Source organism: Yinghuangia sp. YIM S10712 (assembly GCF_051388935.1).
Taxonomy (GTDB): domain Bacteria; phylum Actinomycetota; class Actinomycetes; order Streptomycetales; family Streptomycetaceae; genus Yinghuangia.
In genome coordinates, this window is sequence record NZ_JBPKBI010000001.1 from 779,826 (window position 1) to 799,325 (window position 19,500).

The following is a 19,500-nucleotide window of genomic DNA, read 5'->3' on the forward strand; positions in this document are numbered from 1 at the left end:
CGACGCGCCAACCCACAGCCAACGAGGGCGAAGGAAACAGAGGACTCACATCCCATGGCCAAGATTCTGCAGTTCGACGAGCACGCCCGCCGTTCGCTGGAGCGTGGCGTCAACGCGCTCGCGGACGCGGTCAAGGTGACGATCGGCCCCAAGGGCCGCAACGTCGTCATCGACAAGAAGTTCGGTGCGCCGACCATCACGAACGACGGCGTGACGATCGCCCGTGAGGTCGAGCTGGACGACCCGTACGAGAACCTCGGCGCGCAGCTCGCGAAGGAGGTGGCGACCAAGACCAACGACATCGCGGGTGACGGCACCACCACCGCGACGGTGCTCGCTCAGGCGCTGGTACGCGAGGGCCTGCGCAACGTCGCGGCGGGCGCGGCGCCGATGGACCTGAAGAAGGGCATCGACGCGGCGGTCAAGGCGGTCTCGGACGAGCTGCTCGGCACCGCGCGCGCGATCGACGGCAAGGAGGACATCGCCAACGTCGCCGCGCTGTCCGCGCAGGACCGCCAGATCGGCGAGCTGATCGCCGAGGCGATGGACAAGGTCGGCAAGGACGGTGTCATCACCGTCGAAGAGTCGAACACGATGGGCCTGGAGCTGGAGTTCACCGAGGGCCTCCAGTTCGACAAGGGCTACCTGTCGCCGTACATGGTCACCGACCAGGAGCGCATGGAAGCGGTCCTGGACGACCCGTACATCCTGATCAACCAGGGCAAGATCTCGGCGATCGCCGAGCTGCTGCCGATCCTGGAGAAGGTCATCCAGGCGGGTGGCAACAAGCCGCTGCTGATCGTCGCCGAGGACATCGAGGGCGAGGCGCTGTCCACCCTCGTCGTCAACAAGATCCGCGGCACGTTCAACGCCGTCGCGGTCAAGGCCCCCGGCTTCGGCGACCGCCGCAAGGCGATGCTGGAGGACATGGCCATCCTGACCGGCGGCCAGGTCATCGCCCCCGAGGTCGGTCTGAAGCTGGACCAGGTCGGGCTTGAGGTCCTGGGCACGGCGCGCCGCGTCACGATCACCAAGGACGCCACCACGGTCGTCGACGGTGCCGGCGCGTCCGACCAGATCGCCGACCGCGTCCGCCAGATCAAGGCCGAGATCGAGAACACCGACTCCGACTGGGACCGCGAGAAGCTCCAGGAGCGCCTCGCGAAGCTGGCCGGCGGTGTGTGCGTGATCCGCGTGGGCGCGGCCACCGAGGTCGAGCTCAAGGAGAAGAAGCACCGCCTGGAGGACGCGGTCTCCGCGACCCGCGCGGCCATCGAGGAAGGCATCGTCGCCGGCGGCGGCGCCGCACTCGTGCACGCTTCCTCGGTGCTGGCGGAGAACCTGGGCCACACCGGCGACGTCGCGACCGGTGTCGCGGTCGTGCGCCGCGCGACCGTCGAGCCGCTGCGCTGGATCGCCGAGAACGCGGGCCTTGAGGGCTACGTCATCGTCAACAAGGTGCAGGAGCTTGAGGTCGGCCACGGCTACAACGCGGCCACCGGCGAGTACGGCGACCTGCTCAAGGCCGGCGTCATCGACCCGGTCAAGGTCACCCGCTCCGCGCTGCAGAACGCCGCGTCGATCGCGTCGCTGCTGCTGACCACGGAGTCGCTGGTCGTCGAGAAGCCGGCCGAGCCGGAGTCGGCCGGGCACGGCCACAGCCACGGCGGCCACGGGCACAGCCACTGAGCCTCGTCGCCGCGAGTCAGTCGATCGATGATGTGATCAGAGCGACGCTCGGAGACGTTCGGCACTGATCGATCGTCGATGAAATGATCATTTTCGATCATTCGGGCCCGGTCCCCCTCTCCTGGGGGGCCGGGCCCGAGCCATGTCGTCGGCGCCCGTCCGCACGGCCGCCGACGGTCCGGATCCCGGACCGCGGTCGTCCGGGCTCCGCCGCCCGAGCGCATGCCGTGGGGCGAGGAAGCCCCACGAGTGGGGCCGCGCCGCCGCGTTGGCGGCCGAACGATCACGCCATCGGTCTTTCCGTTCGCAGCGGATGTCTGCAACAGTGCGGCGTGACACAGGAGCTGACGGTCCGTCAGTAATCATGGCGAAGCGCCGCCATGCGGCAGCGATCGAGGGAGCACGATGGGCACGTACGCGATCACCGGCGCGGCGTCGGGCATCGGCGCCGCAACCAAAGCCCGCCTGGAAGCGGACGGCCACCGTGTCATCGGCGTCGACCTGCGCGACAGCGACGTGGACGCGGACCTGTCCACGCCCGAGGGCCGCGCCGAGGCGGTCGCCGGCATCGCCGCGGCGGCCGACGGCTCTCTCGACGGTTTCGTGCCCTTCGCAGGCCTTGCAGCCGCCACCGGACGGCCGGGGTCGCAGATGGTGTCGGTCAATTACTTCGGCGCCGTCGAGGTTCTGGAGGGCGTACGCCCTCTCCTCGCCGCCGCCGAACACCCGTCGGCCGTGCTGGTGAGCTCGAACTCCACGACATGCCAGCCGAATTGGCCGGTCGAGCTGGCCGAACTATGCCTCGCCGGCGACGAGGCGGCGGCACGAGAGGTGGCCGACGCGGATCCGCTCGGGAGCTATCCGGCAGCCAAGGCCGCGCTCGCCTACTACGCACGCACCAAGAGCGTCGCCGCGGAGTGGATCGGCCAGGGAATCCGGCTCAACGCCATCGCCCCCGGCCTGATCGAGACGCCGATGACGGCCGCCGGCAGGACCGACCCGCTGACGGCGGAGGGGATGAAGATGTACCCCCTGCCGATCGGTCGCGGCGGGAACCCGGCGGAGATCGCGGGGCTCACCGCGTTCCTGCTCGGCCCGGAGTCGACGTACTTCGTCGGCTCCGTTCTCTTCTGCGACGGCGGTACGGACGCGCTCCTGCGCGCCAAGGATTGGCCCGCCGCATGGGAGTTGGACTTGTCCGCGTTTCGCGCGTGAGCGCCGCCGGGCGGCCGTCCTGAGAAACCCGTCAACCGCGACACGCCCCAGCAGAACAGCGGTGACCCTGCCCCGGGTCTCACCGGCGCGGGGTCACCGCTGTCTGTCGGTCGAACTGCCTTGTTCGGCCTGCTGTGTTCAGCCCGCCGCGGTCACGTCGGTCCGGTTGAGCATGCGACGTCGCCCGTCCATCTCGACGCGGTCGTCCTCGGTGAGTCCGCCCCAGACACCGTACGGTTCTCGCACGGTAAGGGCGTGTTGCGCGCACTGCACACGGACTGGACAACGTCGGCACACTTCCTTGGCCGCCGCCTCTCGTGCGACTCTCGCCGCACCGCGCTCGCCCTCCGGGTGGAAGAACAGCGCGCTGTCGACCCCCCGGCAGGCGGCGGAGAGCTGCCAGTCCCACAGATCGGCGTTGGGGCCGGGAAGCCGTGAGAAATCAGCCATGAGTCGTCCCTCGTATTCAGGGGCAATTGCAAGGTCGTTCTGCTGCCGGCACGGTCACGACGCGGGTCCCTCCGCTGAGGGTGGCTATGACCATGCGATCAATCGATGGTGCGAAAGTGCCACAGAATGATCAATTCCATGCATATATCGGTCTCATGCGTTCAGGTCCGTAAAAAATCCGCTCGCTTCCTCAAGCGCGCCCACCCGTACACGCCGTTGGCCGGAACTCGCCGCCGCGAGCGCGCAGCGGAGATCCGACTGCCCCGGCGACGCTCGGCGGCCACCTGAGCCCCGGCAGGCGTCGGTCGCCGGGGTGAGGTCCGTCGCTCGCGGAGGGCACCGCCCCGGCGTGCCCTCCGGCGTGGTCGGCTCGTTGTGATACCGGCGGGCCCACGGCCCCCAGAAGTACCCGTGACGCAACCCCGTAACCCTTTCGAGTGACGGTCGTTGGGGATGGGTGAGGCGGTCGGCGGTTCGCACCCGCGAACTCAGGTGAGCGGGGGCACTCTTTGACCACCGACCGCGAAGGCAACGGAATGTACAGGCGTGGAGGCTCAACGTGACGCGGATCTGCTGCGGAGGCCGGCGATGACGACCGTCCTGGTCTGCGACGATTCCCCGCTCGTCCGAGAGACCCTGCGGCGCGCGGTGGCCACGGTCCCCGGCGTCGAGCGGGTGACCACGGCCACGAGCGGCGAGGAGGTGCTGCGCCGCTGGGGCGCGGAGCGCTCCGATCTCGTCCTCATGGACGTGCGCATGCCGGGGCTCGGGGGCGTGGAGGCCGTACGACGGCTGCTCACCGGCGACCCGGGTGCCCGGGTGATCATGCTGACGATGGCCGAGGACCTCGACGGCGTGGCCCTCGCGGTCGCCGCCGGTGCCCGCGGCTATCTGCACAAGGACGCGTCTCGCGCCGAGTTGCGGGCGACCGTCTCCCAGGCCCTCGCCGACCCGACGTGGCGCCTCGCGCCGCGGCGTCTCCGCTCGGCCGACATGGGCGTCGCCCCGACGCTGACGGCCCGCGAGATCCAGGTCCTCGAAGGCATGAGCCACGGACGGAGCAACGCGGAGATCGGCCGCGAGCTGTTCCTGTCCGAGGACACCGTGAAGACCCACGCCCGGAGGCTGTTCAAGAAGCTCGGTGCGTCGGACCGCGCGCACGCGGTCGCACTCGGCTTCCGCTGGGGCCTCGTGCGGTGACCCGCCGGGCCCGCAGGGCCCTGCGGGCACTCCCCGGACGCCTCGGCGGACCCGGCGCGAACCGTCGCCGGAAGCCTTCGTCGCGCCCTGGGGCGAACCGCAGGGTCCACGGCCCGGCATACTGAATCTCATGGGCGGGATCGCCGAGCGCATGCCGGACAGACCGGACAGGGCCGACAGCCGGGTCGACAGCGGCATGCGTGCCGTGGTCGTCCGGGCTGTCCAAGGGGACCTTCAGGCCACCGACGAGCTACTGGCCTACGTGCGACCGCTGGTGCTCCGGTATTGCCGGGCCCGGCTCGGCCGGGTGCCCGGAGCCGAGCACGCGGCCGACGACGCGGCCCAGGAGGTCTGCCTCGCGGTGCTGTCCGCGCTGCCGCGTTATCGCGACGAAGGGCGGCCCTTCGAGGCCTTCGTCTTCGGCATCGCGGCGCACAAGGTCGTCGACGTGCAGCGGGCCGCGGTACGCGCGGCCGTCCCCACGTGCGACCTGCCCGAGGCGATCGACGACTATCCGGGCCCCGAGGACCAGGTCGTACGCCGCAGCGACGCGGCGCAGGCCCGGGCGCTGCTCGGCAGACTCCCCGACAACCTGCGCGAGCTTCTCGTGCTGCGTGTCGCCGTCGGTCTTTCCGCCGAGGAGACCGGCCGGGCCATGGGCATGTCGCCCGGCGCGGTCCGGGTGGCGCAGCATCGCGCGCTGTCCCGGCTGCGTGCGCTCGCCGAGGAGGAGAAGACCGCGTGACGGCTGCCGATCCCGGGGCACGTCGGATGCGGCTCGGCACGCCGACGCCACGTGCGCTGTCCGACCTCGGGCTGCTGCGCAGCGACGACGAACTGGTCGAGACTCTGCGACTGCGCACCGACCGTCCGCCGCACGATCGGGTGACCCGCTTGTTCCAGGCCCTGCTCGCGGAGGTCGACGCGGTGCCGTCCGCCCGGCGGGCGATGACCGACAGTTGCCGCTGACGGGTGCGGTCCGCGAGTGCGGGGGACGAGTCAGGTTCGGCCGGGCGGCGGGGCGACAGGTGTACGGGCACCTGATCTCGCGCCGGTGCGCGCCCACTGCGTGGAGCGGCGGGCGAGTCCCTGGCCGAGGTGATGCTCCCCGAACGAGCAGGGCCGCGGCGACACGAGACCCGTCGCCGGAACGCCCGGGGCGCACCGCGGCCGAATCGCGCGGTTGTTTCCGGCCGGAGCCGGCGCGTCCGACGCCCGGATCCTCGCCCCCTGGCTTCGCTGCTCGATCGGCCGGGGCGGCGGGCCCGAAGCGTGTATGAGCACGTTGCCTGCGCGTGGCTTCCGTCATGCGCGGACACGGTGTTCCCACTCCGGGCCGCCGCGTTTGCGTCGGAGCACCCGTGCGTGCGCGGCGTCCGTCACCACTGCGACGGCCGTCGTCGGGAAGGACGCGGGGCCGGGGGTTGTTGGAGCCGAGTAGCATGGGGGTCCTCCCACTGGCACACCACCGGGGTTTGCCGCACCTGTGTGCGCGGCAGCGGGCCCGGCGGAGCCGTTGTTTTCCCCGCGGCCGGGACCGCGCGGCGGAAGACGGCCGCAGTGTCGGTCAGCCGATCGGATCGCTCCTGTCGATCACTTCGAACCGGAACCGGAAGGTGTCATGAGTCTCACGGCCGACGGCGTACCCGAGAAGTTCGCGATGCTCGGGCTGACCTACGACGACGTCCTGCTGCTGCCGGGTCCGTCGGACGTCGTGCCGAGCGAAGTCGACACCTCGTCGCGGGTGACGCGCAACATCAGCGTGCGCATTCCCCTCCTGTCGTCGGCGATGGACACCGTCACCGAGTCCCGCATGGCCATTGCGATGGCCCGGCAGGGCGGTGTGGGCGTCCTGCACCGGAACCTCTCGATCGAGGACCAGGCCAACCAGGTCGACCTGGTGAAGCGTTCCGAGGCCGGCATGGTGATCGACCCGATCACCATCGGTCCCGACGCGACGCTGCGTGAGGCGGACCAACTGTGCGGCCGTTACCGCATCAGCGGTGTCCCGGTCACCGACGAGAACGGCCGGCTGCTCGGCATCGTCACCAACCGCGACCTGCGTTTCGAGGTCGACCACGCGCGTCGCGTACGCGAGGTCATGACGCCGATGCCGCTGGTCACCGGCCCGGTGGGCATCAGCGGTACGGAGGCCATGGAGCTGCTGCGCCGGCACAAGGTGGAGAAGCTGCCGCTGATCGACGACGCCGGCAAGCTCCGCGGTCTGATCACGGTCAAGGACTTCGTCAAGAGCGAGCAGTACCCGGACGCCACGAAGGACGCCGACGGCCGCCTGGTCGTGGGTGCTGCGGTCGGGACCGGCGACGACAGCTTCCGGCGCGTCCAGGCGCTGGTCGAGGCCGGTGTCGACTTCATCGTCGTGGACAGCGCGCACGGGCACTCGCGCGGCGTGCTCGACATGATCGCCAAGGTCAAGGCCAACACCAAAGTCGATGTCATCGGCGGCAACGTCGCCACGCGCGACGGTGCGCAGGCGCTGATCGACGCGGGTGTGGACGGCGTCAAGGTCGGTGTCGGCCCGGGGTCGATCTGCACGACGCGTGTCATCGCCGGTGTCGGCGCTCCGCAGGTCACCGCGATCTACGACGCCGCGCTGGCGTGCGGACCGGCCGGTGTGCCGGTCATCGGCGACGGCGGCCTTCAGTACTCCGGCGACATCGCGAAGGCGATCGCGGCGGGCGCGGACACGGTCATGCTCGGCAGCCTGCTGGCCGGTTGCGAGGAGAGCCCGGGCGAGTTGATCTTCATCAACGGCAAGCAGTTCAAGAGCTACCGGGGCATGGGCTCGCTGGGCGCGATGCAGTCGCGCGGTCAGGCCAAGTCGTTCTCCAAGGACCGCTACTTCCAGGACGACGTGCTGTCCGAGGACAAGCTGGTCCCGGAGGGCATCGAGGGCCAGGTGCCCTACCGGGGCCCGCTTTCCGCGGTCGCGCACCAGCTTATCGGCGGGCTCCGCGCGTCGATGGGGTACGCGGGCGCGCCGACGGTGCCCGAGCTCAAGGTGCGTGGCCGTTTCGTGCGGATCACCGCGGCGGGGCTGCGCGAGTCGCACCCGCACGACATCACGATGACGGTCGAGGCGCCGAACTACTCGTCGCGCTGACCCGGTTCGAGAGGGTTCTCGCGGTACGGGGCGGCCCGGAACCTCCGGTTTCGGTCCGCCCCGTACGCTTGTCCGCGGACCGGCGGCACGGCTGTCCGGTCCCCATCAGGTCCACTCAGGTCCACTGAGGTCCACCGACAAACGGCAGGAGAGGCGCAACGTGACTGAGGTCGAGATCGGTCGGGGCAAGCGCGGCAGGCGTGCCTTCCACTTCGACGACGTCGCCATCGTCCCGAGCCGGCGCACGCGCGACCCCGAAGAGGTCTCGATCGCGTGGCAGATCGACGCGTACCGCTTCGAACTGCCGTTCCTGACCGCGCCGATGGACAGTGTGGTGTCGCCGGAGACCGCGATCGCGGTCGGGCGCATGGGCGGCCTCGGGGTGCTCAACCTCGAAGGCCTGTGGACGCGGTACGAGGACCCCGCGCCGCTGCTCGCGGAGATCGGCACGCTGGACGCGGCCACCGCGACGCGCCGCATGCAGGAGATCTACGCCGAGCCGATCAAGGCCGAGCTGATCGGTGAGCGGATCAAGCAGATCCGCGACGCGGGCGTGGTCACCGCCGCGGCGCTGTCGCCGCAGCGCACGGCGCAGTACCACAAGGCGGTCATCGACGCGGGTGTCGACATCTTTGTGATCCGCGGGACGACGGTGTCCGCCGAACACGTCTCGGGCCGCGCGGAACCGCTCAACCTCAAGCAGTTCATCTACGACCTCGACGTGCCGGTGATCGTCGGCGGCTGCGCGACGTACCAGGGCGCCCTGCACCTGATGCGCACGGGCGCGGCCGGCGTGCTGGTCGGCTTCGGCGGCGGCGCGGCGCACACGACGCGCGACGTGCTGGGTGTCGCGGTGCCGATGGCGACCGCGGTCGCGGACGTCTCCGAGGCCCGCCGCGACTACCTCGACGAGTCGGGCGGCCGATACGTCCACGTCATCGCGGACGGCAGCGTCGGCAAGAGCGGCGACATCGCCAAGGCGGTCGCGTGCGGAGCCGACGCCGTCATGATCGGTTCCGCGCTCGCCCGCGCGACCGACGCGCCGGGACGCGGCCACCACTGGGGTTCGGAGGCCCACCACCCCGAACTGCCGCGTGGGCGCCGCATGAACCTGGGCGCGGTCGGCACGCTGGAGGAGGTGCTGAACGGGCCGTCGCAGGTCTCGGACGGCTCGATGAACCTCTTCGGCGCGCTGCGGCGCGCGATGGCGACGACGGGCTACACGGACCTGAAGAAGTTCCAGCAGGTCGAGGTGACGGTTTCCCCCGCGCACTGACGCGCACCGGTTGTCGAGAATCGCATTCCGGGGCGGATGCGGCTCGGCGGTGAGGCGGTTCGTCGGGGTCGCGGTGTGCGGCCGCGGCCCGGCGAACGCCACCGTCGCACCGGTGGTCGGTTTGCCGGGGGCCGGCGGGGTGCGCGACGGCGTGCGTGTGGCAGCGCGGGCTCCGGGCCCGTTCAGGCCTTTCGCGTATCGCGGAAGTGTTCCAGGGCGATGGCTAGTTGTTCTGCGTACTGCGGCCACGCGGGGCCGTCGGGCGCGGAGATCCATAGGTTGTAGCTGGTCCCGCCGACACGCCAACGGACGTCCTTGATGTGCCGTGCGCCTTCGGCGGGGCGGTACGTGTACTCCCATGTCGCTTCCGGGCCTCCGTCGCGGCTGCCCTCGGCGAGCGCGATCTGTTGGTAGCCCGGGTAGGCCACGTCCGATTCCGCGGCGGATCGCCGTTGTTCGGTCATGGGGTCGGCGCTGTCGCCGCGCAGCACAACGACGACCAACCGGGCCGTGCCGTCGGAGGATTCGTACGCGGAGCGTCCTTGGGCGTCCTGCGTCTGCCTCCACCCTCTCGGCACCGCGACCTGGAAGCCGTCGGGATGGGTGCGGATCTCGTAGCCGGGCGGGAGTACCGGGGCGGTCGGCGTGGCGGCGGTGGACGCCGTCGTGGGCGGGACCGACGGCGGTGCGGTCGGTGCGGACGGCCCTGTGATGATCGCGGATGAGCCCCCGGGGTCCGCAGTGGGCGGGACGGATGAAGGGCGTGCGGTGGTCGCGGACGGCGTCGACGCGTTGCCCGCCCGGTCGTCGCCGTCGCCGCCGCCGAGGGTCGCATACGCGGTGATCGCGCCCGCTGCGAGCAGGCCGGCGACTCCCGCCGAGACCAGGGTGTTTCGCAGCCTTCGGCGCGAACCGTCCGGCGGTGGCGCGTGGTTGCCGCCCACTGTGGGCGGTCCGGTGGGGCGCGGGGGTGGTCCGCCGGCGGCCGTCGGCGTCGGGGCGGCAGGGCGTGGTCGGGTATCCGGCGCGGGGTGCGCGTGGACGGTGGGGGTGTCGCTCGGCCGCGCGGAGACCGTCGGAGCGGCGGCGATTCCGGAGGCGCCCGGCGGGGGCGGCAGGGCGCCGGGATGAACGGATCGCGACTGCGAGGATGCGACCTGCGCGGATCCGGGCTGCGCGACGTCGGTGCCCGTGTCGGTTCCGCCTCCGGAGTCGGAGGTGGCCGGGGCTTCGAGGGAGCCCGACGCACTGCCGCCGGTTCCGGTGATGGCCGCGAACCAGCCTGTCAGTTGCTCGGCGCCGGGCCGGGCCCGGGGGTCTTTCTCCAGCAGCGCGTCGATCACCGGCGCGAGCGGGCCCGCCCGGCGCGGCGGCGGGTGGGGGTCGTTGTGGATCGCGGCGAGGGTGGCCCAGTGGTTGGGGCGCCGGAACGGGCTGGTGCCCTCGACGGCGACGTAGAGGAGGACGCCGAGGGACCACAGGTCGGAGGCGGGCGTCGGCGGGTGGCCGTCGGTGCGCTCGGGCGCGACGTATTCGAGCGTGCCGAGCAACGAGCCGGTGACGGTCACCGTCGCGGCGCCCTCGACCGAGGCGATGCCGAAGTCCACGAGCACCGCAGTGCCGTCCGGCCGGACGAGGACGTTGGCCGGTTTGACGTCTCGGTGCAGGACTCCGGCGCCGTGTGCGGCACTGAGGGCGTCGAGGATGTCGCGGCCGATCCCGGCGGCCTTTTCCGGCGGCAGGGGACCGTCGGCGAGGACCGAGGCGAGGCTCCGGCCGGGCACCAGCTCCATGACGATCCAGGGAAACGGTTCGCCTTCGGTGATCTGGATGTGGTGAACGGTCGCGACATGGGGATTGCGCAGGCGCGCGAGGGCCTGGGCCTCGCGGATCGCGCGGCTGCGCATGGTCGCCGACTCCTCGTCGGTGGCGCCTTCGGGGGCGCGGACCTCTTTGAGGGCGACCTCGCGGCGCAGTGTGGTGTCGACGGCGCGCCAGACCGTGCCCATGGCCCCGTTGCCGAGCGGTTCGACGAGTTCGAACAGCCCGCCGCAGACTCGCCGCCGGCCTCGTGCGTCCTCTTCCCCCATGCGCCCCTCCGTGGCAGCGGGTACGAACGTGCAGGGACACCATGCCAGGCGGCCGGGGCCGCAGGTGTCGCCCGGGCTCGGCGGGGTTCACTCATTCGGCGTAGTCGGTCCGCGAGGTGCGGGGCCGCCTGGCAAGATCGCCCGGCCGGGTGAATCAGACCACGTTCAGCGCATGCCTGTTCGGGTGTTCCTCGCGAGCGCGTCGCCTTTTGGGAACTGCTGTTCGATGTCCGGGCGCAGGTCGGCCGATGACGCGTCGTCTCCCGCGCGGCGGGCCGCCGTACCCGCGATGATCGGGACCAGGAAAGTCCGTTCGGCGGTTCCCCGCGGCGCGGGACAGCCCTGGGTGCGGCTCGGCCCTCGGCGCGGACATCGGCGGGCCAGGACGACCACGGGAGCGGGTGACGAGGCGTTGAGGACCACGGCGTTGGGGTTGCGGGCACGCGAGGACGCGCTGGGCCGGATGGCCGAGCACGAGTTGGACGTCGTGGTGATCGGCGGCGGCGTGGTCGGCGCCGGTACCGCGCTGGACGCGGTCACCCGGGGTCTGAGCGTCGGGCTGGTCGAGGCGCGCGACTGGGCGTCCGGCACGTCCAGCCGGTCGAGCAAGCTGATCCACGGCGGCCTTCGCTACCTGGAGATGCTGGATTTCGCCCTGGTGCGCGAGGCCCTGCGCGAGCGCGGCCTCATGGTGCAGCGCCTCGCGCCGCACCTGGTCCGGCCGGTGCCATTCCTGTATCCGCTCCAGCACCATGCGTGGGAGCGGGCTTACGTCGGCTCCGGCATCGCGCTGTACGACACCATGGGCGTGTCCGGCGGCCACGCGCGCGGCCTGCCGCGCCACCGGCACCTGTCGAAGCGGCGTGCCCTGCGCCTCGCGCCGGCGCTGCGCAAGGATGCGCTGGTCGGCGCCGTGCAGTACTACGACGCCCAGGTGGACGACGCCCGGCACACGATGACGCTGGTGCGCACGGCCGCCGGGTACGGCGCGCACGTCGCGTCGCGGACCACCGTGACCGGTTTCCTGCGCGAGGGCGAGCGTGTGGTCGGCGTCCACGTGCGCGACGTCGAGCAGGGCGGCACGTACGAGATCCGCGCCCGCCAGGTGGTCAACGCCACCGGCGTGTGGACGGACGAGACACAGGCGTTGGTCGGCGAGCGCGGGCAGTTCCACGTGCGCGCGTCCAAGGGCATCCACCTGGTGGTGCCGAAGGACCGGATCCACTCGGCGACCGGGCTGATCCTGCGGACGGAGAAATCCGTGCTTTTTGTGATTCCGTGGGGCCGGCACTGGATCATCGGGACCACGGACACCGACTGGGACCTCGACAAATCCCACCCGGCGGCGAGCCGCACCGACATCGAGTACCTGTTGGAGCGCGTCAACGCGGTGCTCGCGGTGCCGCTCGGCCGCGAGGACGTCGAGGGCGTGTACGCCGGGCTCCGTCCGCTGCTGCGCGGCGAGTCCGAGGCGACCAGCCGCCTTTCGCGCGAACACACTGTCGCGCACCCGGTGCCGGGCCTGGTCGTGGTGGCAGGCGGCAAGTACACGACGTACCGGGTGATGGCGGCCGACGCGGTTGACGCGGCCGTGCACGGTCTCGACCGCAAGGTCGCGCCGAGCTGCACCGAGACGGTGCCGCTGGCGGGCGCGGAGGGCTACCACGCGCTGTGGAACGCGCGGGCGGCGATCGCGGCGCGCAGCGGACTGCACGTCGCGCGCGTCGAACACCTGCTCAACCGGTACGGCTCGCTCACCGAGGAAGTGCTCGCGCTGGTCGAGGCCGACCCGGGCCTCGGGCAGCCGCTGGACGGCGCCGACGACTACCTGCGGGCCGAGGTCGTGTACGCGTGCACCCACGAGGGCGCTCTGCACCTCGACGACGTGCTCGACCGGCGTACGCGCATTTCCATGGAAACTTTCGACCGGGGGGTACGCGTTTCGGGGGAGTGCGCCCGGCTCATGGCTCCCGTGCTCGGCTGGACGGACGAGCAGGTGCGGCGCGAGGTCGACTACTACCTCAAGCGGGTGGAGGCGGAGCGCGAGTCGCAGGAGCAGCCGGACGACCGCACCGCGGACGCGGTCCGGATGGGTGCCGAGGAGGTCGTGCCGCTGGCGTGAGTGCCGATGCGGTCGGCCGCTCGACGCACGGCGCCGACGTGCGCGGGCCCGGTACGTGCCGCTGGCGTGAGTGCCGATGCGGTCGGCCGCTCGACGCACGGCGTGGACGTGCGCGCGGGCCCGGTACAGCGGCCTGAGGCGTCGCCGGCCGGGGGCGGAGCGGGTGCACGCGACCGGTCCCGCGACCCTGGGCGGGGGTGGTTGACTGGAAGGGCCGCGAGACCAGCAACAGGAGACGCGCATGACCGACCCCGAGTCCGACGGGCGCCTGCTCGCCGGCCGGTACCGGCTTCGGGAACGCCTGGGGCGCGGCGGGATGGGCACTGTGTGGTGCGCGCTCGACGAGGTTCTCGACCGTCGGGTCGCGGTCAAGGAACTGCGTGTGCCCGCGCACGTCGACGACGACGAACGCGACACGCTGTGCGCGCGCATGCTGCGCGAGGCCCGCGCCGCCGCCCGCATCGACCACCCCAATGTGGTGACGATCTTCGATGTCGTCGCGGAGGACGGCCGCCCGTGGATCGTCATGGAGTTGGTGCGCGGCGCCTCACTCGCCCAGGAGATCGAGAAGGACGGCCCGCTGCCGCCCGGACAGGTCGCCGAGCTGGGCCTGCGGCTGCTGTCCGCACTGGAGGCCGCGCACGAGGCGGGGGTGCTGCACCGCGACGTCAAACCGGCGAACGTCCTGCTGGCCCGCAACGGCCGGGTCGTGCTGACCGATTTCGGTGTCGCCTCGGTCGAGGACAGCGCGACGCTGACGCAATTGGGCGCGCTGATCGGTTCGCCGGAGTACCTCGCGCCCGAGCAGGTGGACGGCCAGATGCCCGGCCCGCCGGCCGACCTGTGGTCGCTGGGTGTCACGTTGTACGAAGCGGTCGAGGGGAGGCCGGCGTACCGCCGCGCGACGCACGCGGCAACGCTCGCCGCGGTGGCCGCGGCGCGGTTCCCGGAGCTGGACAAGGCCGGGGTGATGATGCCGGCGCTGCGGTCGGTGCTCGTCCAGGACCCGACCGCGCGCGCGACGGCGGCGGTGCTGCGGGAACGCCTGATCGAGGCGGCGGAGGCGGCGCCGCCCGTCCCCGTCGGTCCCGACGAGCCGCGCACGTTCGCGGGCCGGCAGCGGACCGCGGTGACGCGCAGGCACACACTGCACCCCGGGGCGGGGGTGGGTGTCGGAGCGGGTGCCCGGCGTCCGGCACACGAGTCAGTGCCGTCCGGCAGGCCCGTCCACCACGCGGTGGGCGACACCGGCGGTCGGCGTGGCGGAGCCGTGCGGGAGCGTATGGGCGGCAGTACGCGCGACGACGCGGCCCCGGGCGCTGTTCCGGGCAACGGCCGGGCCCGGACCGGGACTTACTGGGGTGCGGCGGGTGCGTCCGGATTCGCGGGCGCGCGCGGGCGCAGGCGCGGTGCCGAAGCCGACGGCGGTCCTTCGCACCCGACGCAGCAGCAGGCCGGCCTCACGCACACCAATCTCCGCGTCCAGCGCACCCGGGTCGGCCAGACGGCGCCGACGCGCGAACCGGTCGACGGCGAGAAGCGCAAACTCGGCCGCCGGGCCCGCGCCCGGGCCCGGCGCGGCGGCGGATTCCGGGCGCGCTACCGGCGTTGGCCGCGCTGGTGGATCCGGCACTGGGCGACCGTGCTCGTCGTCGTCGCGATCGTGAGCGCGGCGGTGGCGAAGTGGCTGGCCAACTACGGCACGTGGGCGGGGATGTACACGATCTCGCTGCTCGCGCTGGTCCTCGGCGTCTGGCTCGTACTGCCGCACCGCAGGCTGTCCAGATCCGTGCCCGCTGCGATGCTGGCCGGTGTCATCGGCGGCGGGGCGCTCGAACTACTGGAGATCGAACCGGACTTGGTGTCCGTGCTGGCGCTGGTCGGCGGCTGTCTGGTGCTTGGTCCGCTGATCGACGGCGCGGTGCTGCGGCGGCTGCGCACCGGGTCGGGACTCGGGTTCGCGCTGCCGGTCCCGGAGGGCTGGAGCTGTACGACGACCGACAACGGGCTGTCGGTGGACGACCCCGACCGGCTCATCTCGGTGACGGTCACCGTCGACCGCGGCATCGTGATGCCGCCCGAGGAGTCGGTGCTGCACCGCGAGCACGGCACGCTCGCGTCGCGCGACTACCGCGACAACGAGGACTACCGGCGGTTGGAGCTGGCCGCGTCCGACTACCGGGGGCATGACGCGGCGGAGTGGGAGTATGTCTGGCGCGGGCCGGAGGGTACGGGGTTCCACGGCAAGGACCTGGTCGTCCGCACGTCCGACGGGGTGCGCTACTGGATGACCGTGCGCTGCCGCGAGGAGTTGTGGTCGACGGCGGTGACGTACTTCGATCACGCGAAGGAGAATCTGTCCATCGTGCGGTAGTTCGCTGACGCGGGGTGGCGGTGACGGCAGGCGAGCACACGGCGGGGCGGGAGCGCATGACGGATCCGACCGGGGAACGGCTGGTCGCGGAGCGGTACCGGTTGGCGGAGATGCTGGGCCGGGGCGGCATGGGCACGGTGTGGCGCGCGTACGACACGGTGTTGGACCGGACCGTAGCGGTCAAGGAGGTCCGCGTCCCCGACGACCTCGACGACGACGAGCGCGCCCGGCGGTCGGCCCGCGCGATGCGCGAGGTGCGGGCCGCGGCGCTTGTGTCACATCCGAACGTCGTGGTCGTGCACGACGTGGTCGAGGACGGCGGTCGGCCGTGGATCGTCATGGAGTACGTCCCCGGCCGCACCCTCGCCGACGACCTGGCCGAGGGCCGGCTCCCGGTGCGCGAGGCCGCCGACATCGTCCGCCGCATGCTGCGCGCCCTCAGCGCGATCCACGCCGCGGGCGTCGTGCACCGCGACATCAAGCCCGCGAACATCCTGCTGGCCGCCGAGGGGCGCGTGGTGCTCACCGACTTCGGCATCGCAACGCTCGGCGGTGCCACGACGATCACCGCGACCGGCACGACGATCGGCACTCTCGAATACATGGCGCCCGAGCGCGCCCACGGCCTGCGTCCGGGGCCCGCGTCGGACCTGTGGTCGCTCGGCGCGACGTTGTACGAGATGGTCGAGGGCCGGTCGCCGTTCCGGCGGAACGGCGAATTCGCCACCTTGCAGGCGGTGTTGGAGGGCACGTACGAGGCGCCCCGGCACGCGGGCGCGCTGGCGGGCGTGCTGGCCGGGCTGTTGACGGCGGACCCGGAGCAGCGGCTGACGGCGGACCAGGCGCTGCGGCTCGTGGACGCGCTGGAGCCGGTGGCCGAGGACGGGGCCGGGGCCGGGGCTCCCGAGGGCGGGCCTTCCGGCGTGACCGCGCCGGGCGACCCCGCGGGCGTGGACGAGACCGACGAGGCGCCCGTCCTCGACGACGAAGTGGCAGGGGCGGTGACCCTCTCGGGCGTGTCGGAGCCTGTGAAGGCGGTGCCGGCCGCGCGCCGCGAGGGCCCCCCGCCGATGCCGGCCACGCCGCCTGTCGTGGGCCCGCACGCGGGGTGGCCCGCCGCCGCGTCGGCGCAGGCTCCCGCGCCTTCGGCGGTCGCCTCGGAAGCGCCCGCGGTCGGCCCGTCGCGCTTCCGCTCCCGCCCGGCCCGCGCGGCGCTGGCCTCGGTGGTGATCGCGGCGCTGACCGCGGGAGTGTGGGCGTACGTCGCCACCACCGGCGACGGCAACGACCCGGCCGATTCCGTCGCGGGGGCGTCGACGCCGAAGACGCCCCCGGCGCAGCCGGGAACCGGTCCCGGCGGCACGGAGACGGCCGGGTCGGGGATCGGTCCCGCGACCGGCAGTGCGAACGCGCCCGGGAGGGCGCCGACCACGTCGGGTCCCGTCACGCGGACGCCCGACTCGCGTGCGCCCGGCAGCCGGACACCGGCGACGTCGGCATCGGGTGTGACCGGATCCGAGCCGACTGCCGGTGAAGCCGTCCCCGGCTTCCACCGCGTGGTCGATCCGGCGGGATTCTCCGTCATGGTCCCCGACGGCTGGAGCGACGCGGAGCCCAAGGGCGACCGCGTGTTCTTCCACTCGCCGGGCCGCTCCGCCCGGCTCGGTGTGCGCGTCGATCCGCCCGACGCGTCGGGCGACCCCTACGCGGACCTCGCTGCGCAGGACGCCGAGGGCACCGGTGCGTCGGCGACCGCGGCGTACCCGGGTTACCGCCGCGTGCAGCTCGCCGCGATGACGTTCCACGGCAACCCGGCGTGCCTGTGGGAGTTCACGTGGGACGACAGCGGCACGATGCGTCGCTCGATGAACCTGCGCTACACCCAGGGCGGTCGGACGTTCGATTTCTGGGTGTCGGGCCCGGAGACGTCCTCGGAATCGCTGCGCGCTACGTTCGAGGGGGCGAAGTCCAGTTTCACGCCGACCGCTTGACCGCCGGTTTTCCGTGTGCCGGTTCGGTCACGGGTGCGTCCGGATCCGGTCGTGCGGCGTCTAACCGACAAAGGGCTTCCGTACGTTGTCGTCTTGGGTGACGACGGATCCAGGGCCCGACAGGGAGGGACCCGTGACTGAGGCGAGCGGTGGCAAGACCGACCGCGTGGTGAACGGCAGGTACCGGCTCGAAGAGCCGCTGGGGCGCGGAGGGATGGGCACCGTCTGGCTGGCCGTCGACGAACTCCTGCGCCGCGAGGTCGCGATCAAGGAAGTCCGCATCCCGGACGACCTCGACGCGGGGGAGCAGGAGGTCCTGCGGGAGCGCGCGATGCGCGAGGCGCGCGCGGCGGCCCGCGTGGTGCACCGCAACGTGGTCACGATCTACGACGTCGTCGAGGACGGCGACCGGCCGTGGATCGTCATGGAGTTGGTACGCGCCCGCTCGCTCGAAGAGGCGATCAAGGAGGACGGCCCGCTCGAACCGGAGGACGCCGCCGAGATCGGCCTCGGCGTGCTCGCCGCGCTGCGGGCGGCCCGGGCGGCGGACGTACTGCACCGGGACGTCAAGCCGAGCAACATCCTGCTCGTGCCGGACGGCCGGGTCGTGCTGACCGATTTCGGCATCGCGACGGTCTTGGGGTCGGCGACCCTCACGGCGACGGGCATGCTCATCGGCTCCCCCGAATATCTGGCGCCGGAACGGGTGTTGGGCCGCCGCCCGGGAGCGGCGTCGGACCTGTGGTCGCTGGGTGTGACGATGTACCAGGCGGTGGAGGGGCGTTCGCCGTTCCACCGCCCGTCGCCCGTCGAAACACTCACCGCGATCCTGACCGACGAGGCCGAACCCGCCAGGAACGCGGGCGGGCTGCGTCCGGCGATCGAGGCGCTGATGCGCAAGGACCCGGACACGCGGCCGGACGAGGAGGCCGCGGAGCTCCTGATCGCCGCCGTGATCAAGGACAGGCAGCGCGCGCAGAAGCAGGAACGCAGGAAGGCCGCGGCCGCCGGGGCCGTGGCGGCCGAGGCGGGTACGGAGCCTCTCGCCGTCAGCGCGCCCGAACCGGTCACCGAACCCGTCGCCGAACCCGGGCCGCCCGCCGACACGCGTCCCCGAACGCTGTCGGGGCAGGCCTCGTTCGCCCGGATCCCGGCGCCGCCCACGGAACCGCCGCCCGAGTCGCGGCCCACCGCCGTGCTCGGCCCGGCGGGAGCCGCGGCGAACACCGCGCCGGCCGAGGGCCAGGCCGGCGGCGGACATCTTCAGGCGGACGGTCCGTCCACCGTCGGCTCGCAGGACCCGAGGGCGGGCGACACGCCTGCCGCGTTCCCGCTGGGCGGCTTCCACGGCACGGATCCGCTCGACGAGGGGCCACCGCCGGACGAGCCCGGCGCCGCGTACCCGCCCGCACGCCGCATGCGGGGCGTCTACGCGGTCTTCGCCGCGGTGGCGGCGGCGGCCATCGGGGCTGCGTTGTGGGTCATCCCCTCCGCCGTCGGCGACCAGGGCGGCAAGAGCGGGCCCGCGGGCAGCACCGTGAGCACGTCGGAATCGGGTTCACCGGGCGATCCGGTCGGCGGTGTCAGCACCGTGGTGACGACCGTGCCGACCTTCGAGCCCTGGACGGGGGCGCCCACGGCGCCGACCACGACCTCCACCCGGGGCCGCGACGACTCCGACGGCCGGACGACCGGCAGCGGAAACGACCGCGACGACGACGGCACCGCGACCAGGACGCCGACCAGGCCCCGCACGACGGCGCCGACGTCCACGGCCCCGCCCACCACCAGCCGCCCGCCGACCACGACGTCGGTGCCGACGACGACGGAACCGACCAGCACGACGCCGACCGACCCGGAGCCCACCGGCACGGGAGGCGGCACCTCCGGCCCCACATCGTCCGGGCCCTCGACGTCACGGCTTGATGCGACAGTCGACGGCCCGGGGCCGCCGTCCTGACGCGGCATT

At 72.5% G+C, this 19,500-nt stretch carries 13 protein-coding genes; 11 read left to right on the forward strand and 2 right to left on the reverse strand.

Annotated elements, in window-relative coordinates; translation table 11 throughout:
• Positions 1-54: 54 nt before the first annotated feature.
• Entirely contained in the window at positions 55-1,689 is a 1,635-nt protein-coding gene (gene groL, locus ACRX5W_RS03745; protein ID WP_436786420.1) for a chaperonin GroEL, read from the forward strand.
• A 405-nt stretch (positions 1,690-2,094) separates the two neighbouring features.
• Positions 2,095-2,904: an SDR family oxidoreductase gene (locus tag ACRX5W_RS03750; RefSeq protein WP_436786421.1), complete on the forward strand. Its 810-nt coding sequence runs from the start codon at positions 2,095-2,097 to the stop codon at positions 2,902-2,904.
• Between the two features lie 138 nt (positions 2,905-3,042).
• On the opposite strand, the gene ACRX5W_RS03755 is transcribed toward ACRX5W_RS03750, so the two are convergent.
• Positions 3,043-3,354, reverse strand: a complete 312-nt coding sequence (locus tag ACRX5W_RS03755) for a WhiB family transcriptional regulator (RefSeq protein ID WP_436786422.1) — start codon at positions 3,352-3,354, stop codon at positions 3,043-3,045.
• A 588-nt stretch (positions 3,355-3,942) separates the two neighbouring features.
• On the opposite strand from ACRX5W_RS03755, the gene ACRX5W_RS03760 reads away from it, so the two are divergent.
• The 5 genes from ACRX5W_RS03760 to ACRX5W_RS03780 all read left to right on the forward strand — a co-directional run bounded on the left by ACRX5W_RS03760 (position 3,943) and on the right by ACRX5W_RS03780 (position 8,954).
• Positions 3,943-4,554, forward strand: a complete 612-nt coding sequence (locus ACRX5W_RS03760; RefSeq protein ID WP_231779541.1) for a response regulator transcription factor — start codon at positions 3,943-3,945, stop codon at positions 4,552-4,554.
• A 151-nt stretch (positions 4,555-4,705) separates the two neighbouring features.
• Positions 4,706-5,299 carry an RNA polymerase sigma factor ShbA gene (gene shbA / locus ACRX5W_RS03765; protein WP_436786778.1) on the forward strand — a complete coding sequence of 198 codons (594 nt, stop codon included), beginning with the start codon at positions 4,706-4,708 and terminating at the stop codon, positions 5,297-5,299.
• Positions 5,296-5,523 carry a hypothetical protein gene (locus ACRX5W_RS03770; RefSeq protein WP_436786423.1) on the forward strand — a complete coding sequence of 76 codons (228 nt, stop codon included), beginning with the start codon at positions 5,296-5,298 and terminating at the stop codon, positions 5,521-5,523. Before shbA ends, ACRX5W_RS03770 begins: the two co-directional genes overlap by 4 nt.
• 652 nt (positions 5,524-6,175) lie before the next feature.
• On the forward strand, positions 6,176-7,678 hold the full coding sequence (gene guaB, locus ACRX5W_RS03775) for an IMP dehydrogenase (protein WP_436786424.1): 1,503 nt from the start codon (positions 6,176-6,178) through the stop codon (positions 7,676-7,678).
• Between the two features lie 160 nt (positions 7,679-7,838).
• On the forward strand, positions 7,839-8,954 hold the full coding sequence (locus tag ACRX5W_RS03780; RefSeq protein ID WP_436786425.1) for a GuaB3 family IMP dehydrogenase-related protein: 1,116 nt from the start codon (positions 7,839-7,841) through the stop codon (positions 8,952-8,954).
• Between the two features lie 182 nt (positions 8,955-9,136).
• Here ACRX5W_RS03780 and ACRX5W_RS03785 read toward each other — a convergent pair whose 3' ends face one another.
• The gene (locus ACRX5W_RS03785; protein ID WP_436786426.1) at positions 9,137-11,044 is read right to left on the reverse strand and encodes a protein kinase domain-containing protein; all 1,908 of its coding nucleotides are present in this window, start codon (positions 11,042-11,044) and stop codon (positions 9,137-9,139) included.
• 412 nt (positions 11,045-11,456) lie between these two features.
• On the opposite strand from ACRX5W_RS03785, the gene ACRX5W_RS03790 reads away from it, so the two are divergent.
• The 4 genes from ACRX5W_RS03790 to ACRX5W_RS03805 all read left to right on the forward strand — a co-directional run bounded on the left by ACRX5W_RS03790 (position 11,457) and on the right by ACRX5W_RS03805 (position 19,491).
• Positions 11,457-13,166, forward strand: a complete 1,710-nt coding sequence (locus ACRX5W_RS03790; protein WP_436786427.1) for a glycerol-3-phosphate dehydrogenase/oxidase — start codon at positions 11,457-11,459, stop codon at positions 13,164-13,166.
• Between the two features lie 241 nt (positions 13,167-13,407).
• Positions 13,408-15,540 (forward strand): serine/threonine-protein kinase, encoded by a 2,133-nt coding sequence (locus tag ACRX5W_RS03795; RefSeq protein WP_436786428.1) that lies wholly within the window; start codon positions 13,408-13,410, stop codon positions 15,538-15,540.
• 56 nt (positions 15,541-15,596) lie between these two features.
• The gene (locus ACRX5W_RS03800) at positions 15,597-17,531 is read left to right on the forward strand and encodes a protein kinase domain-containing protein (protein WP_436786429.1); all 1,935 of its coding nucleotides are present in this window, start codon (positions 15,597-15,599) and stop codon (positions 17,529-17,531) included.
• 133 nt (positions 17,532-17,664) lie between these two features.
• Entirely contained in the window at positions 17,665-19,491 is a 1,827-nt protein-coding gene (locus tag ACRX5W_RS03805) for a serine/threonine-protein kinase (protein WP_436786430.1), read from the forward strand.
• Positions 19,492-19,500: the final 9 nt, after the last annotated feature.